Source organism: Humibacillus xanthopallidus (assembly GCF_044793955.1).
Taxonomy (GTDB): Bacteria; Actinomycetota; Actinomycetes; order Actinomycetales; family Dermatophilaceae; genus Humibacillus; species Humibacillus xanthopallidus_C.
This window is the reverse complement of the sequence record NZ_CP084995.1, coordinates 4,589,868-4,605,236: the sequence shown is the minus strand read 5'-3', so window position 1 is coordinate 4,605,236 and position 15,369 is coordinate 4,589,868. Positions and strand designations below refer to the sequence as shown.

14 protein-coding genes are annotated in these 15,369 nt (G+C 70.1%); 6 read left to right on the top strand and 8 right to left on the bottom strand.

Annotated elements, in window-relative coordinates:
• Nucleotides 1–129: 129 nt before the first annotated feature.
• From LG278_RS20565 to LG278_RS20540, 6 genes are all read right to left on the bottom strand, one after another.
• Nucleotides 130–1,122, bottom strand: coding sequence for a methyltransferase (locus LG278_RS20565; protein ID WP_404389567.1), 993 nt, complete (start codon nt 1,120–1,122; stop codon nt 130–132).
• A gap of 20 nt (nt 1,123–1,142) precedes the next feature.
• Nucleotides 1,143–1,625, bottom strand: coding sequence for an SRPBCC family protein (locus LG278_RS20560; RefSeq protein WP_404389565.1), 483 nt, complete (start codon nt 1,623–1,625; stop codon nt 1,143–1,145).
• Between the two features lie 96 nt (nt 1,626–1,721).
• Nucleotides 1,722–3,212, bottom strand: a complete 1,491-nt coding sequence (locus LG278_RS20555) for a heme peroxidase family protein (RefSeq protein ID WP_404389563.1) — start codon at nt 3,210–3,212, stop codon at nt 1,722–1,724.
• A gap of 69 nt (nt 3,213–3,281) precedes the next feature.
• Nucleotides 3,282–4,325: an ERCC4 domain-containing protein gene (locus tag LG278_RS20550; protein ID WP_404389561.1), complete on the bottom strand. Its 1,044-nt coding sequence runs from the start codon at nt 4,323–4,325 to the stop codon at nt 3,282–3,284.
• Between the two features lie 92 nt (nt 4,326–4,417).
• Nucleotides 4,418–4,948 carry a DUF6036 family nucleotidyltransferase gene (locus LG278_RS20545; RefSeq protein ID WP_404389559.1) on the bottom strand — a complete coding sequence of 177 codons (531 nt, stop codon included), beginning with the start codon at nt 4,946–4,948 and terminating at the stop codon, nt 4,418–4,420.
• Between the two features lies 1 nt (nt 4,949).
• Nucleotides 4,950–5,516, bottom strand: a complete 567-nt coding sequence (locus tag LG278_RS20540; RefSeq protein ID WP_404389557.1) for a hypothetical protein — start codon at nt 5,514–5,516, stop codon at nt 4,950–4,952.
• A 141-nt stretch (nt 5,517–5,657) separates the two neighbouring features.
• Here LG278_RS20540 and LG278_RS20535 point away from each other — a divergent pair, with 141 nt between their 5' ends.
• From LG278_RS20535 to LG278_RS20520, 4 genes are all read left to right on the top strand, one after another.
• Complete coding sequence (locus tag LG278_RS20535) at nt 5,658–7,238, top strand: plasmid pRiA4b ORF-3 family protein (protein WP_404389556.1); 1,581 nt, start codon at nt 5,658–5,660, stop codon at nt 7,236–7,238.
• Nucleotides 7,239–7,409: 171 nt separating this feature from the next.
• Complete coding sequence (locus LG278_RS20530; RefSeq protein ID WP_404389554.1) at nt 7,410–7,751, top strand: nuclear transport factor 2 family protein; 342 nt, start codon at nt 7,410–7,412, stop codon at nt 7,749–7,751.
• 70 nt (nt 7,752–7,821) lie between these two features.
• A complete protein-coding gene (locus LG278_RS20525; protein ID WP_404389553.1) occupies nt 7,822–10,653 on the top strand; it encodes a cation-translocating P-type ATPase in 2,832 nt (943 codons plus the stop codon).
• A gap of 122 nt (nt 10,654–10,775) precedes the next feature.
• On the top strand, nt 10,776–11,111 hold the full coding sequence (locus tag LG278_RS20520) for a hypothetical protein (RefSeq protein WP_404389551.1): 336 nt from the start codon (nt 10,776–10,778) through the stop codon (nt 11,109–11,111).
• 35 nt (nt 11,112–11,146) lie between these two features.
• Here LG278_RS20520 and LG278_RS20515 read toward each other — a convergent pair whose 3' ends face one another.
• Nucleotides 11,147–13,339: an ATP-dependent DNA ligase gene (locus LG278_RS20515; protein ID WP_404389549.1), complete on the bottom strand. Its 2,193-nt coding sequence runs from the start codon at nt 13,337–13,339 to the stop codon at nt 11,147–11,149.
• A gap of 82 nt (nt 13,340–13,421) precedes the next feature.
• Here LG278_RS20515 and LG278_RS20510 point away from each other — a divergent pair, with 82 nt between their 5' ends.
• Nucleotides 13,422–14,153: an SRPBCC family protein gene (locus LG278_RS20510; RefSeq protein WP_404389547.1), complete on the top strand. Its 732-nt coding sequence runs from the start codon at nt 13,422–13,424 to the stop codon at nt 14,151–14,153.
• Here the strand turns inward: LG278_RS20510 and LG278_RS20505 are convergent.
• Nucleotides 14,143–14,547 (bottom strand): NINE protein, encoded by a 405-nt coding sequence (locus LG278_RS20505; RefSeq protein WP_404389545.1) that lies wholly within the window; start codon nt 14,545–14,547, stop codon nt 14,143–14,145. The two genes, LG278_RS20510 and LG278_RS20505, sit on opposite strands and share 11 nt — an antisense overlap.
• 207 nt (nt 14,548–14,754) lie before the next feature.
• Between LG278_RS20505 and LG278_RS20500 the strand changes: the two genes are divergently transcribed.
• Nucleotides 14,755–15,321 carry a dihydrofolate reductase family protein gene (locus tag LG278_RS20500; RefSeq protein ID WP_404389543.1) on the top strand — a complete coding sequence of 189 codons (567 nt, stop codon included), beginning with the start codon at nt 14,755–14,757 and terminating at the stop codon, nt 15,319–15,321.
• Nucleotides 15,322–15,369 lie beyond the last annotated feature (48 nt).

Below are 15,369 nucleotides of genomic sequence, written 5' to 3'. Positions count from 1 at the left end.
GCTCTTGTCCCTGCCTACACCCTCGGCGCGCTCCGATCCAGACCCGCCACCGCAGATTCCGCGTATGCCGCGGGGCCGGGTGACGCTGCGTGGCTGGCGTGACGACGGGCGTCGCTCGGGGCCGCGGCGTCAGACGCCCTCGAGGATGACCACCTCGGTGGGGGTCTCGATGACCCGGGCGAGGCGAAGCCCCGAGGCCGCGAACAGGGCCGCGAACTCCTCGGTCGTGCGCTCGCGCCCACCGGGCATGACGAGCATGTTGAGGTCGGACAGCGCCGCATCGAGCTCACGCCCTGGGCGGTCGAGCACGGTCTCGACGACGAGGACGACACCACTGGGACGCAGGCTGTCGCGGCAGATGGTGAGGATCTCGACGCACTGATCGTCCGACCAGTCGTGCAGCACCTTCTTGAGCAGGTGCACGTCCGCCGAGGGGACGGCCTCGAAGAAGTCGCCGGGGACTGCGGACCACCGGGCGGCGACCGACTCCGATGCGCCGGTCGAGGGCGTCGACGGCAGGGCCTGGGGCAGGTCGAAGACGGTGCCGGTCAGGTGCTCGTGCCGCTCGAGGACGGCCTCGAGGAGCACGCCGTCGCCACCGCCCACGTCGACGACGGACGAGAGTCCGGCGAAGTCGTAGGCATCGGCCACGGCAGCAGCCATCCGAGACGTCAGGGCCGCCATGGTGGCGTTGAAGACGGCGTTCGCCGCCGGATGGGCGCCCCGATACGACCAGACGTCGACGCCGTGCAGGGCCTCGAAGGCGTTCTCGCCCGTGCGCACGCTGTGCGCGAGGTGACCCCAGGCTCCCCAGGTCGCGGGGTCCTGGAAGGTGCGTGCCAAGGGACGCAGCGAGCCGGGGACGTCCGAGCGGAGAACCTCGCCGAGGTCGGTGTTGGCGTAGCGGCCCTCGGCGTCCTCGGTGTAGACCCCTAGCTCCACGAGCACGCGCAGGAGGCGTCGCAGGGTGTCCGCGTCGGCGCCGATCCGTGCAGCCAAAGCGTCGGCCGTCAGGGCCGTCGCGGCGATCTCGTCGGAGATGCCGAGCTCGGCCGCGACGCTCAGGGCGGCCGAGCGCCGCAGACCGGTGATCATGGCGCTGAGCTCGTCGCGTGGCTCCATGTGGCCCTCCTCGAACGGTGTCAGCTGCCTGTGCTGCCGGCGCCGGGCGGCGACCCGGGCGACGACTCCGGCTGTGACTCGGCGAAGGTCTTGAAGGCGACCATGGTGGTGCGCGTCTGCTTGGGGAAGCTGCGACCGAGCACGAGCCCGACGACCTTCATGGCGCCACTGAACTGGAACTCGTTGTGTGTCACCCATCGCGTCGCTCCGCGCCCGGCCTCGTGGAACTCGTTGCGCGCGATGTTGTGGACACCCTTGGCGTCATAGGTGGCCTCGAACGCATACGGCAGGTCGCGGCGGGTCACCGTCTCGACCATCTCCATCGTGCCGCGCCCACGGCGGAAGGTCAGTCTCGACTGGGCCCCCGGCATGCCCGGGGTGCCGTGGACGGGCTCGAAGGAGATCAGGTCCTCCATCCACGACGACAGCATGGTGGGGTCATCGAAGAGCTCGATGAAGCGAGAGCGCGGCACGTCGACGACGACTTCCTGGGTGTACTCCATGATCGAACGCTACTGCGGCGCGACCGACGCCGTATGCCGTCCGGTGAGCCGGACGGCATACGGCGTCGGTGATGTCTGAGGCCGGCCACGTGCCGATCAGAGTGCGCCGACGACACCCGCCTTGAGCAGGAGGTCGGTCATGCCGAAACCGGCAGGCGTGCCGTAGGTGGGCGACCATTCGGGGTCTTGGTTGAGGTAGCTCTGGCTGTCACCCTCGAGGAGGCCGAGGATCACCTCTCCGACGATGCGCCCGCCGACGGCGCCGAGGTGCTGGCCACCTGCCTGCACGTCTGCCTCGCGAAGGATGTAGAACCACAGGGGAGTCCGCTTCTCCAGGTGGTGGGGCACGAGGTCCGCGAGGTCGGCGGGAGCAAGCGGGGGCAGGGTCATCGCCTTGGCCACCGACTGGCCCGAGGGCACCTTCATCGTCAGAGCCCGCACGAGGTTGCGCGTCGCCAGCGAGTCGGGGGTGCCGGTCGCCTGTCCCATGAGATGGAAGAGGATGCTCGACAGCGTCGTGTCGATGAGCTTGTTGGGACGGGCGCGCCCGTCGCCGAAGTCGAAGAAGGTCTGCCAGTCGACGAAGCGGCGCGAGGCGCGGCACCCGCCGCGCAGGTCGTCGGGATCGGCGGGGTTGGGGTCGCCCGGCTTGAAGAAGAGGGCGAAGAACTGCTGTGCGGCGTCGGCCGCGTCGGTGCCGAAGTTGCCGCGATAGCTGGGGCGCACCTGCGAGTGGCCGAAGCGGTAGGCGGCGACGGAGAACTCGATCGGGATGTAGGGCGCGTTGCGCCACCCGTAGAACGTGCGGCCGTTGGTGAGGATGTCGTCGGTGAGGCTCGCGCCGATCGTCGCCGGGAGGAACTCGTGCACGATCATCCACTGGTAGTGCCAGCGGACGACGCGCTGCGTCTCGGCGAAGATCTCCTCGAGGGTGTAGCCCGAGCCGAGGTCACTCTTGACGTCGGCGAGCACCGCGTTGTGGAACCGCAACAGGGCGAGCTGCAGCTGCGAGACGATCAGGTTCTCGTCGTTGCGGGGGTCGGCGATCAGGGCGACGTTCTGGCTGTTGCGCGGCACGTCGTAGCGCGGCGTCCCGTCGCACGTGACGGCGGCCGACCCCGGGATCTCCTCGACGAGGAAGGTCGTGCGTCCACCGTCCACGGTCTGGTCGTAGAGGTGCGGGCTCACGCCCGGACCTCCGCCGTAGACGCTGTCGAGGTCGAGCGCCGGGATGCGGAAGTTGCGGATCGACTCGGGGTCCTGACGCCGGGCGAGGCTCGAGGTCGGATCGAACGTCATGTCGTGGTCGAGGAACTGGCCGACGAAGGTGAAGCCCGCGGTCATCGTCGGGTTGTTCGGATTCGCCGTGTTGAGAGCGGGATCCACGATGAGGGCGAGCGGGTCGGTGAGATCGTCACCGGCGTCCATGATGCCGCCGGGCTTGCCGACCTCTCTGAGCGCGGCTCTGATCGACGGGGTGTCCGCCGAGAACGGTGGCAGCGACGGGAACATCCGCCCGAAGCGACCCTCGTCGTAGAAGGTGGACTGGGGTGTCGTCAGACCGGCGTCAGCGCTTCCGTGGCTCATACGTCTCAGTGCCGGCGCGCGGCTCGCCTGATACGCGCCGGCCGGTCGTCCCGTGGCTCCCGGCGTGTGTCAGGTCGCCTGCGCGTCGTGGTGTGCGGCATCCCAGGCAGCCCACACCTCCGGGCGCAGACGGCCACGGTCGGCCACGTCGAAGCCCTGGCCGACCGCCCAGGCGCGCACGCTGGCGGTGTCGGGCCCGCCGTCGGGATCACGGGTGCGCTTCTTCCGGGAGGCCTTCGGCTCGGGTGCTGCTGGCACGGGCCCCGCAGGCGTCAAGGCGTCGAACTCGCCGGTGGCCGCGCTCTCGAGCGTGACCTCGTGACGCGCGGCAGCGAGGAAGCGGAAGGTCCACTCCTGGGCGAGTGCTCGCGTCTCGGCGAAGATGATGGGCACCGACGGGTGCCGTGCCTGGCACTCGGCGACGGCATCGGCGACGACTGCCGGCCGGGCATAGGTGAGGGAGAAGATGCGCGAGTAGCGCTCCTCCACCACGACGGCTGCCCGCGGTATGCCGCTCAGCTCGGCGAGCGCATACCTCAGCTTGCCGCTGAGCAGCGACGAGACGAGGTCCTCGAGCGACTTGCGCTCGACCGCGGCGACGACGGACCCGTCGACCTCGACGGCGTAGTCACCCACGGCGAGGTGGCGCGGTGTGGTGACGACCTGCTGGTGGCTGAAGCGCCAGGCGTAGCGCTCGTGGCTGTCGACGAGCACCTCGAGGTCGGCGGGCTCGCCCACGGCGGGGCGGGCCGTCGGGAGGCGGATGTTGGGCCGGGCCTGCTTCGCCGTCCGAGCGCTCTGCCAGAAGATGACCGGACGGCCCTTGGCCCGGGTCAGGACGAACTGCGAGCGGTTCTCCTTGCCGCGGTCGAGCACGAGCTCGATCGAGGCGCCGCGGCTGGTGCAGACGCGCGTCGGCACGCGTTCGATGATCTCGGCGTCATCGGGCCAGGCCTCCGCGCGGTGACAGTAGACCTTGCCCGTGCGCGGCCACGTGTCCTTCGCCTTGATGACGATCCCGTTGGGGCCCAGAGGGATTCGCACCAGGAAGGGGAGGGTGCTCTCCTCGTCCGGGTTGCGGGCGATGAGGAAGTCATCGGGCACGGCACCCATCCTGCCTCACGTCCGGTCAGCAGCCGGTCCCCAGCGCGGGGCCTGCCCCTACGGCAGACATCGTCCAGACCCCGCTTGCACCGGGTGGATGGTCAGCCTTCGAGGATGAGAGCGGCCTGCCACAAGAGCTCCTCACGTGCACGGAGGATGGCCGAGTCCGGACCGTAGACGCGCTCGCACAGGTCTGCGATCTCCCCGGCCGTGGTGATGCGCAGATGTCGCACCAGCACCCGCAGATCCTCCATGTCGCCCTGTCGGAAGGCAGCCATCTTCGTGGCGAGCAGGTGTGGTGCAGGAGCGGTGACGATCTCGACGTTTGCGTACCGAGCCACGACCCGAGGCCGCCGCCCCGTCTCGCGCGTGGGGACGAAGGCAGCCACACCGTCGCTCAACCAGTCGTCAGGGAGGTGGTGCTCGATCGCCATCTCGGCCGCGACGGAGCGCACGGTCTCGCGCGGGTGAAGAACGGCATCGATGTCATGCGTGGACCTGCGGGTGTCCCAGTCGAGCGCGATCGCGGCTCCCCCGACGACGTAGATGCGTGCCGCCACCTCGGCGGCGTCCAACCGCCTGGCCAGCTCCTCCAACAGCTGGGTGATGTCGTGTCTCGACAGGCCTGCCACCTCAGACTCCTGTCAAGGACTCGGCGTCGATGAAGATGCCGACGAGAGCCAGCTCGGTCGGTGTCCGCTGGACGAGGCGGCCCGCCAGAGCTCGCTCGGGCCTGATGAACCACAGACTCTCCAGTGCCTCGACCCTCGTCCATGAAGGAGCTGGGTAGGCGACCTCACGACACGCCCAGCCCACTGCAGCCCGGACGAGGGTGTCCCATCGCCGCTCGCCGATGCTCGGGCGCTCCGCGAGAAAGAGAGCGCGGGCATCGTCGTCGAGCCCGCGAAAGGTGTCGAGCATGGCTCGCACGAGTCGCAGCGCGAAGGCCTCGTCGCCTGAGCGCACCTCGGACGCGATGAGTCGTGAGCTCTCGGCTGCGGTGAGCCACCTGCGCTCGCGGCGCCGCCGGGCGCGGCCGATGAGCCGTGCCACCTCGGGCTGCGATCGTGCGACTTGACGACTGATCGCTCGCTGGCTCTCGCCGCGCTCCGATGCCTCGAGCACCGCGTCCTCGAGCTGCATCCGGGCGCGCCGCATGGCCGCGTCGGCCTGGGCCGCCTGAGTGCTGAGGCGAGTCATGCACAAACGATAGCAAGAGCTATCACGAGTGGGCTGGCCGCCCGCCGGGTCAGGAGCGGCGGCGTGGGGGGTCAGGCGCTCGCTCAGCACGGCGTCGGTGGTCCGATACCGTCGAGCGGACCCGAGAGCCGGAGGAGTGAGATGAGCCAGCCGCCCGAGACGCCCGGGACGCCAGCCGAGATCAAGGCCTGGGTCGAGTCGCTGAGCCCGGACGCGGTGCAGGACCTCGCCCGGTCGATGATCGGCGGCTTCGGCCTCGCCCGTGCGACCGGCGCTCCAGACCCGTTCGACGTCCGCAACCCGCCGATCGAGCTGCCGCCTCCGCCGTCCGAGCCGGTGCTGCTCACCGTGCGGGTCTCCCTCGACGACACCCAGCCCGAGGTGTGGCGCCGACTCTCCGTCCCGGGTGACCTTGACCTCGCGAGGGTCCACGACGCCCTCCAGCAGGCCATGGGCTGGACCGACTCGCACCTGCATCGCTTCTCCCTCGGCGACCCCCACGGCAGCCCGCACTTCATCACCGAGTACGACCTCGACGAAGGCGAGGAGGGCACGCTCGAGACGGATGCCCGCCTCGACCAGGTGCTGCGTGAGCCGGGTGACACGCTCACCTATGAGTACGACTTCGGCGATGGCTGGACCCACACCCTGCAGCTCGAGTCCGTCGACCCGATGCCCAGCCCCGCCACGGCGGGTGCCGGCGACCCGTCCGCCCCGAGCTCGGCGGCATACCCCCTCGTGTGCCTGGCGGGGGAGCGCGCCTGCCCTCCGGAGGACGTCGGTGGCGTCCCGGGCTACGAGGAGGTCGCCGCGTGGGTGCGCGGCGGGGAGGACCCCGGGACTCACCTCGCAAACGGACTGTCCGGCGCCGAGATGCGCGCGTGGCTCCCGGAGGGGTGGCACCCCGACCACTTCGACCTCGACGAGGTCACCACGGGACTGGCGCGCCTCGCGCCCCGTGACACCGCGACCGCGCTGGCGCAGCTGCCGGGCGAGCTGGTCGAGGCCATCACCCGGCTCTCGACGGCTGCTCGTTTCGAGGTCGACGACTGGTTGGCTGCGCCCGGCTGGGACGAGGCTGCGGTCTTCACCGCCGAGGAGGCGGCCGCGTTGACCACGCCCTACCGCGCCGTGCTCGAGGCCGTTGGCGACGGGCTCACGCTCACGGCGGCGGGCTACCTGCCGCCCCGCGTGGTCGAGGCCATCTATGGCGAAGCGCAGCTCGACGGCGAGTGGATCGGCAAGGGCAACCGTGAGGACCTCACGATCCCCGTGCTCGACCTGCGCGAACGCTGCCGTCGCTACGGGCTGATCCGCAAGGCCAAGGGCCGACTCATGCCGACGGCCAACGGTCGGCGCCTGCGCGCCGACCCCGCTGCCCTGCTCGACCTCGTGCTGACCCGGCTGGCGCTCGAGGGTGAGGACTTCGAGCGTGTCGCCACCGGGCTCGCGCTGCTCGGGGTCAGCGGTGGTGCTGCGCTGGGCGGTCGTCTCAGGCTGGACGACGGCGAGGGCGAGCTCACCGCTGCGGTATGCCGCGTGCTTGCCAACGCGGGCTGGCGCGGTGGCGACGGCCTCCCTCTCCAACCACGCCACGTGCGGGCCGCGACACGTGACACCCTCCGCGTCGTCAGGCAGATGGTGCGCTGTGTTGACGGGGATGAAGCGCGCGCGGTCCTGGGGAGGCGGATCGCGCGGGGGATCCTGCAACGCAGGCGGTGACGCGATCCGATTCACCTCAGGTCTGCGAGTTCCTCTGTGGCACAGAAGGCCCCTGTGAATGGCAGACACAGCAGTCAACGTGACGGGGGTCATCGACAAGCCGCTGACCTCGCGAGGAGACTCGAGGCGTCAGGGGAATTGAGACCCACACAGAGAAGGTAGGCGAGCCCCATGGCACGCACCCCGGAAGAAGTCTTCGCGCACCACGGCCAGTCTCTGGGCGCCGAGGATCTGGAAGAGATCATCGCCGACTATGCCGACGACGCCGTCCTGGTGGTGCAGCGCAAGGTCTACCGCGGCAAGGACGGGGCCCGTGAGGTCTTCACCCAGCTGCTGAGCGACGTCCCGCAGGCCGAGTGGGAGCTCGACCAGACGTTTGCCGACGACGTGCTCTACCTCGAGTGGAAGGCGACCGGCGGCGGGCGCAGGGTCGACAACGGGGTCGACACCTTCATCTTCAAGGACGGCATGATCCGCGTGCAGACGGTCGTCTACACCGTGCAGTCCGCGTGACGTCGCTGGCCGGCGCCACCCCGACCCGATCGCCCTGAGACGGGGCGAACGTGCGCGGGCGTCATCCTCCATGGTGATTGCCGAGCGGCCCGACGTCGCCGACCCGACGGTCCGGCCCGCTGCCGACGTCGCGGCGGCGTTGGGCGTCGACGCGTCGGTCGGGTTGAGCGCTGCCGAGGCGATGGCTCGGCTCGTTGCCGACGGCCCCAACGAGTTGCGCTCGAAGCCGCCGGTGCCGTTGTGGCGCAAGGTTCTTGGCGAGTTCAAGGATCCCCTCGTCTATCTGCTGCTTGCGGCGATCGTCATCTCGCTCGCAGCCTGGGTGGGGGAGGGAATGAACGGCGTCCCGGTCGACGCCATCGTCATCGCGCTCATCGTCCTGGCGAACGCGGTGATCGGGCTCGTGCAGGAGGCCCGGGCAGCTGACGCGGTCGCGGCACTCGCGTCGATGACCGCCCCGGTGTCGAGCGTGCTGCGTGACGGTCGCCTCGCCGTGGTCGCCTCACGTGAGCTGGTCCGCGGCGACGTGCTCAACCTGACCGAGGGCGACTCGGTCGGGGCCGACGCCCGCATCGTCAGCGCGACGGGCCTGCGTGTGCAGGAGGCGTCGTTGACGGGGGAGTCCGACACGACGCCCAAGTCCTGCGACGTGCTCCCCGGCCCGGTCGCCATCGGCGACCGGCGCAACATGGTGCACCGGGGCACCGGCGTCGTGCAGGGTGTCGGGCGGGCCGTGGTCACGAGCACCGGCATGGACACGGAGATGGGTGCCATCGCGGGGTTGCTCGACCGGACCGAGTCGGAGCCCTCACCGCTCCAGCTCGAGATCGCCAAGGTCTCCAAGGCCCTCGGTCTCGCCGTCATCGGCATCGCCCTCGTCGTGATGGCGGCGATCGCCGCCATCAGCGGGGTGCAGGACGCCCAGGACCTGGTGACGATATTGCTCATGGGCGTGTCCCTCGCCGTGGCGGCAGTGCCCGAGGGGCTCCCGGCGATCCTCTCGCTCGTCCTCGCCCTCGGGGTCCGGTCGATGGCCAGGCGCAACGCGGTCATGAAGAACCTCCACTCGGTGGAGACGCTGGGCTCGGCGTCGGTCATCGGTTCGGACAAGACCGGGACCTTGACGCGCAACGAGATGACGCTGCGCACGGTGATGACCCCGTCAGGCATGGTCGAGCTGTCCGGCGTCGGCTATCGCCCTGAGGGCGAGGTGCGCGTCGAGCCCGACGGTGCGGCGACCCCAGCCGACGTGCTGCGCGAGGCGAGCGGCGTCCTCGTCGCAGGGTCCCTCGCCAACAACGCCCAGCTGGTCGAGGAGGGCGGCGAGTGGAGCATTCAGGGCGACCCGACCGAGGCTGCCTTCCTCGTCGGTCTGGGCAAGCTCGAGGGCGCGGCGGCCCGGGTCGCGCGCTACGAGCGGGTGGGCGAGGTGCCCTTCACCTCGCAGCGCAAGCTGATGTCCGTCCTCGGCCACGACGTCGAGGAGGGCGAGGACCGTCTCTTCGTCAAGTGCGCTCCCGACGTCCTCCTGACGCGATGCACCTCGGTGCTGGTCGCGGACGGGATCGTGCCCCTGGACGAGCACCACCGCCGGGGCATGCTCGACTCGGTCGAGAAGCTGTCGGCCGAGGCCTTCCGCACCTTGGGCGTCGCCTATCGCGCTGTGCCCCCCGGTTCAGTGGCCGACGCCCTCGACGAGACGGCAGAGTCGGAGCTCGTCCTTCTCGGCGTCGTCGGCATCTTCGACCCGCCGCGCGAAGAGGTCCGGGTCGCCGTCGCCGAGGCGCACCGGGCCGGCATCCGCACCGTCGTCATCACGGGTGACCACCCGGCGACGGCCCTGCGGATCGCCACCGACGTGGGCATCGTCGACCCCGGCGCGCGCGCCCTGACCGGACTCGAGATCGACGAGCTCACCGACGATCAGCTCGCTGCGGTCGTGGACGACGTGTCGGTCTATGCGCGGGTGGCGCCGGAGCACAAGCTCCGCATCGTCGACGCGCTCCAGCACCACGGCAACGTCGTGGCGATGACGGGCGACGGGGTCAACGACGCCCCCGCGCTCAAGTCGGCCGACATCGGCATCGCCATGGGCATCACCGGCACGGAGGTCACCAAAGAGGCTGCGACGATGATCCTCGGCGACGACAACTACGCGACGATCGTCGACGCCGTGCGCCGGGGCCGCGTCATCTTCGACAACATCACGAAGTTCCTGCGCTATCTGCTCTCCTCGAACCTCGGTGAGGTGGCCACGGTCTTCTTCGGCGTCGTCCTCGCAGGCGTGCTCGGGCTGGAGGACGCGAGCGAGCCCGGCACGATCGTGCTGCCGCTCCTCGCCACGCAGATCCTCTGGATCAACCTCGTGACCGACTCCGCCCCGGCGCTGGCCATGGGGGTCGACCCGGAGATCGACGACGTCATGGCCCGGCGACCCCGCCGCCCGACGGACCGCATCCTCGATCGCGCCATGTGGACGCGGATCGGCTTCATCGGCATCGTCATGGCGACGGTCACGCTGCTCAGCATTGACATGTTCCTGCCAGGCGGCATCATCGCCGGCTCCGACTCGCTCGAGGTGGCGCGCACCGCCGGCTTCACGACCCTCGTGCTCGCGCAGCTCTTCAACGCGTTCAACTCGAGGTCCGATCGCACGAGCGGCCTGCGCAACCTCTTCACCAACCGATGGCTCTGGGCCGCGGTCCTGCTCGCCGTGGCTCTGCAGATCGCCGTCGTCCACCTCCCGTTCCTGCAGGTCGCCTTCGGCACGGCTTCCCTGGACCCGGCCCATTGGGCGGTGTGCGTCGCGCTGGCCTCGATCGTGCTCTGGCTCGAGGAGCTCATGAAGCTCGTTCGACGGGTCAGCGACCGGCGTCGTCGGGCGGCAGTCCACGGGTCGTGACGGTCCCCTCGCGCCGGACGGTGAGCACTCTCTCACCGTCGCGGTATGGACCGGGGCACAAGGCCGCTCGATAGAATCGGGGGGACGTCGGCATCGGCGCCACCGCGGCAAAGGAGCCCGCAATGAGCACTCCGGCCCTCTTCATGGAGCGGGTCCGCCTCGAGGACGGTTATCACGAGGACGACCTCCCCTTCATCGAGCGCACCCTGACCCAGCTTTTCCACCAGCTCCAGCGGTTCGACCCCTCGATGGTGCACATCGGACTGAGGGTCAAGGATCGCGGCCAGCCCGGGATGCGCACCTCGATCGAGGTCTGCATCAGTGGTCTCCCGACCGTCATCGGCATTTCCGACCTCGCCGACACGAAGGCCGCGCTCCACGACGCGGAGGCCAAGGTCGTCACCCAGCTGCGCGAGGCGGCCGACCGCCACCACGACCGCCACCCGCGTCGGCACTAGTCCTGCCGGGGTCACGCAGAGGGCACGGAGGGCGGTCAGTCGCTCCCGGCGGACAGGACGTCGGCGAGGTCGTAGCTGACCGGCTCGTCGAGCTGCTCGAAGGTGCACGACTCGGGGGTGCGGTCCTCCCGCCACCGGACGAACTGCGCCGTGTGCCGGAAGCGCGCCCCCTCCATGTGGTCGTAGCGCACCTCGACGACCCGCTCGGGCCGCAGCGGGACGAAGGAGAGGTCCTTGCCGTTGTTCCATCGGGAGTACTCCGACGACCGCGGGGTGCGCACGCCGTCGTCGCCCTCTGACGGCGCCGCCCAGTTCCACGGGTGCTCGTCCCACTCGGCGATGAGCGGTTGCAGCTCCTCGAAGAGCTCCTTCCGGCGCGCCATCGGGAACGCCCCGATGACCCCGACCGAGGCCAGCTGACCATCGGAGCCGTAGAGCCCGAGCAGCAGTGAGCCGATCGCGTCGGGCCCGCTCTTGTGCACGCGGTAGCCGGCGACGACGCAGTCGGCGGTGCGCTCGTGCTTGATCTTGAACATCAGCCGCTTGTCCGGCTCGTAGGCCACGTCGAGCGGCTTGGCGATGACCCCGTCGAGTCCCGCACCCTCGAACTGGGTGAACCAGCCCTGCGCGACCTCGCGATCCGCCGTCGCGGCGGTCAGGTGCACCGGAGCGGACGCACCCGCGAGCGCCTTCTCCAGGGCGGCTCGGCGCTCGACGAAGGGGCGCCCCGTGAAGTCCTCGTCGCCGAGAGCCAGCAGGTCGAAGGCCACGAAGGACGCAGGCGTCTCGGCCGCGAGCTTCTTGACCCGCGAGGCCGCCGGGTGGATGCGCTGCTGCAGCAGGTCGAAGTCCAGCCGGTCTCCGGAGCTCGGTGACACGAGGATGATCTCCCCGTCGATGACCGCCCGCTCGGGGAAGTTGGCCAGGACCGCCTCGACGACGTCGGGGAAGTAGCGGGTCATCGGCTTCTCGTTGCGCGACCCGATCTCGACGAGGTCGCCCGACCGGAAGATGATCGAGCGGAAGCCGTCCCACTTCGGCTCGTAGAGCACCTCGACCTTGACCGCCGAGAACTCCTTGACCGGCTTCGCGAGCATGGGCGACACCGGTGGGACGACCGGCATACCCCACGTCGTGCGCAACTCGGCGTCGCGCTCGGCCTTGGGCGCCATGTATTCGTCGTCCGCCTTGTCGGTGCGTCGCTTGCTCGGCTGCACCCGCGGCGGCTCGCCCGGCATCTTGGGGTAGTCGGGCGGGAAGTTGAGCTCGCCGAGCCCCCGCTCGGACACGTCGCGGTGCCACAGCGCGAGCGCGGCCGCGACGTCGCCCACGGCGTCGTCGATTCCCTCCCACGCATCGCCGCGCTCGGCCACGAGATCCGGCACGGTGCGCACGGTCAGCTCCTTCGGGTCGACCGACCCGAGCTCCTCCCACGTCACCGGCGTCGAGACCGGCGCCCCCGGGAGCGGCCGCGGGGAGTAGGCCGACGCGATCGTGCGGTCGCGGCACGCCTGGTTGAAGTCGACGAAGATGCGCTCGCCGCGCTCCTCCTTCCACCACGAGGTGGTGACGAGGTCGGGCAGTCGCCGCTCGAGCTCGCGGGCGATGCCGATGACGCCGTGCCGCACGTCGAGGAACTCGTGCGTCGGCGCGACCCGCGCATAGACGTGGACGCCGCGGTTGCCCGACGTCTTGGCCCACGCCGTCAGCCCGATCTCGGCCATCACCTCACGCAGGGCGTATGCCGCCTCGACCGCATCCGTGAAACCTCGCCCGGGCTGTGGGTCGAGGTCGATGCGCAGCTCGTCGGGGTTGTCGACGTTGCCCGTGCGCACCGGCCAGGGGTGGAAGGTGATGGTGTTCATCTGCGCGGCCCACACCGCGCTCGCCACCTCGTCGACGACCAGCTGGGAGTGCCGACGCCCGGACGGATAGGTGCACATGACCGTGCGCGTGAAGTCGGGCACGCCCTTGGGAGGGTTCTTGGAGAAGAACTCCTCCCCCTCGATGCCCTCGGGGAAGCGCTGCAGCGTTACCGGCCGGTCGCCGAGCGCACGCAGCAGCGGGTCACCCACTGCCACGAGGTATGCCGCGAGGTCGAGCTTGGTGACCGGCTGACCGTCCGCCATGCCCGAGGCCGGCCACAGGACTCGATCGGGGCTCGAGACGCGCACCTCCCGCACCCCGGACGGACCTGGCGCTTCGACGACGGCGGGCTTGGCGCTCACCCGCCGATCGTAGCCATGGGCACCGTCAACGACGTGCGTCAGACCCGGCCAGCGCAGCGCCCGGTAGTGACACGATGGGGTCGTGCACCACGCAGCGCAGGACGCAGTGCCGGACGCAGTGCAGGAGTCCGGGCCGCCCGACCGGGCCAGGCAGCTGACACGCGCCGGGCTGATCGGTAGCGCTGCGGCGCTGGCCGCCTTCAGTGCCTGGACGTTCCGCTGGACCTACCTGCACTACGGCGCGACCGGCGGCGAGCCCATCGAGACCCTGCCCGGCGACGACCTGCTGCCGTCTGCCGATCTCGTCGCGACCCGGGCAGCGACGATCGGCGCCACACCCGACCAGGTCTGGCCCTGGGTCGCCCAGCTCGGCCAGGGGCGGGGTGGCTTCTACAGCTACGACCGCCTCGAGAACCTCGTCGGCTGCGAGATCGAGAGCGCAGACCGCATCCACCCCGAGTGGCAGGACGTCAAGGTCGGCGACCCGTTCCGGCTGCACCCGAAGCTCGCGCTCGTCGTCGCGGAGGTCAATCCAGGGCACAGCCTCGTCGTCGACGGCCGGGCACGACCGGGGGAGCCCGCCCCGCCCTACGACTTCACGTGGGCCTTCGTCGTGCGCCGCCACCCGGGGCTGCGCACCCGGCTTGTCGTGCGCGAGCGCTACGGCTACACGACCCCCGCGTCACGACTCGTCGTCGAACCCCTCGCGGCTGGGAGCGCGCTGATGACGCGAAAGATGCTGCACGGCATACGTCAGCGGGTGGAGGCGGCCCGGCCGGGCGGACCCCAGCCGGGCGGGTGGGTCACCAGTTGAGCAGGACGCGGTCCTGCTTGTCGCGGAACGTGCCGACCAGAATGATGATGAGGTCGATCAGGGCCCAGATGCCCAGACCGCCGAAGGTCACCAGCTGCAGGATGCCGGTGCCGACCTTGCCGACATAGAAGCGGTGCACGCCCAGCACGCCGACGAAGAAGCAGAGCAGTGCGGCGGCGAGTCGTGACCGGTCGCTGACCGGGTTGCCGGCGGCGTCGTGCGAGACCGCCACGAACGCCGTGGAGATCGCCGGCGCCGCGGGGGGCTGGGCCTGCGGCAGGATCGGGCCGACCTGGGAGGTCCACGCGTCGCCGTCCCAGTAGCGCGACTGCGGCTTGCCCTCGGGGTCGGGATACCAGCCCGCAGGGATCTCGCGAGGGGGTTGCTGGGTCATGCGGTCCTCCGGAGGATCGGGTGATGTGCCATCCCCAGCATGCCGCACGCGACGGCGGACGGTGCCCGGAGACCTGCATGCCGACCTGAATGCCGACCTGAATGCTACCGACAGGTCGAAACGCTGCAGGTCGAGATCGGCTGTGACCGTTGACTGTGCCTTCGTCACGTCGCACGCTTGTTGCCGTCGTCTTGAGCGGAGGGCTCCATGGGCAAATTGATCTACGCGGCGAACATCTCCCTCGACGGCTTCCTCGAGGACGAGGCGGGTTCGTTCGACTGGGCCGTGCCGGACGAGGCCATCCACGAGTTCTGGAACGAGCACGAGCGGCACATCGGCACGTCGCTCTACGGGCGACGCATGTACGAGGCGATGCGCGTGTGGGAGAGCGACGACTGGTTGACGGACTACCCTCCGGTGGTCCGCGAGTATGCCGAGATCTGGCGTGACGCCGACAAGGTCGTCTACTCCACCTCACTCGCCGACGTGTCGACCGCGCGCACGAGGATCGAGCGGCAGTTCGATCCCGAGGCGGTGCGAGCTCTCAAGGAGAACTCCGAATCGGACCTGAGCATCGGTGGCGCGGGGATCGCTGTCGAGGCCTTCCGACACGGCTTGGTCGACGAGTGCGTGCTGCTGCTGTGCCCGGTCCTCGTCGGCGGCGGCAAGCCGGCGCTGCCTCGAGGCGTCCGACTCGACCTCGAGCTGCTTGACCACCGACGATTCGACAACGGCGTGGTCTACGTCCGCCACGCGGTCCGACACCCCGACTGACACCCCGACTGACACCCCGACTGACACTGCGCCGGACGGCGGCAACAG

Bases quoted from the DNA above. Each gene is read 5' to 3' on its own strand.
- LG278_RS20565 (WP_404389567.1), bottom strand. From the start codon at position 1,122: ATGGAGCCACGCGACGAGCTCAGCGCCATGATCACCGGTCTGCGGCGC.
- LG278_RS20560 (WP_404389565.1), bottom strand. From the start codon at position 1,625: ATGGAGTACACCCAGGAAGTCGTCGTCGACGTGCCGCGCTCTCGCTTC.
- LG278_RS20555 (WP_404389563.1), bottom strand. From the start codon at position 3,212: ATGAGCCACGGAAGCGCTGACGCCGGTCTGACGACACCCCAGTCCACC.
- LG278_RS20550 (WP_404389561.1), bottom strand. From the start codon at position 4,325: ATGGGTGCCGTGCCCGATGACTTCCTCATCGCCCGCAACCCGGACGAG.
- LG278_RS20540 (WP_404389557.1), bottom strand. From the start codon at position 5,516: ATGACTCGCCTCAGCACTCAGGCGGCCCAGGCCGACGCGGCCATGCGG.
- LG278_RS20535 (WP_404389556.1), top strand. From the start codon at position 5,658: ATGAGCCAGCCGCCCGAGACGCCCGGGACGCCAGCCGAGATCAAGGCC.
- LG278_RS20530 (WP_404389554.1), top strand. From the start codon at position 7,410: ATGGCACGCACCCCGGAAGAAGTCTTCGCGCACCACGGCCAGTCTCTG.
- LG278_RS20525 (WP_404389553.1), top strand. From the start codon at position 7,822: ATGGTGATTGCCGAGCGGCCCGACGTCGCCGACCCGACGGTCCGGCCC.
- LG278_RS20520 (WP_404389551.1), top strand. From the start codon at position 10,776: ATGAGCACTCCGGCCCTCTTCATGGAGCGGGTCCGCCTCGAGGACGGT.
- LG278_RS20505 (WP_404389545.1), bottom strand. From the start codon at position 14,547: ATGACCCAGCAACCCCCTCGCGAGATCCCTGCGGGCTGGTATCCCGAC.
- LG278_RS20500 (WP_404389543.1), top strand. From the start codon at position 14,755: ATGGGCAAATTGATCTACGCGGCGAACATCTCCCTCGACGGCTTCCTC.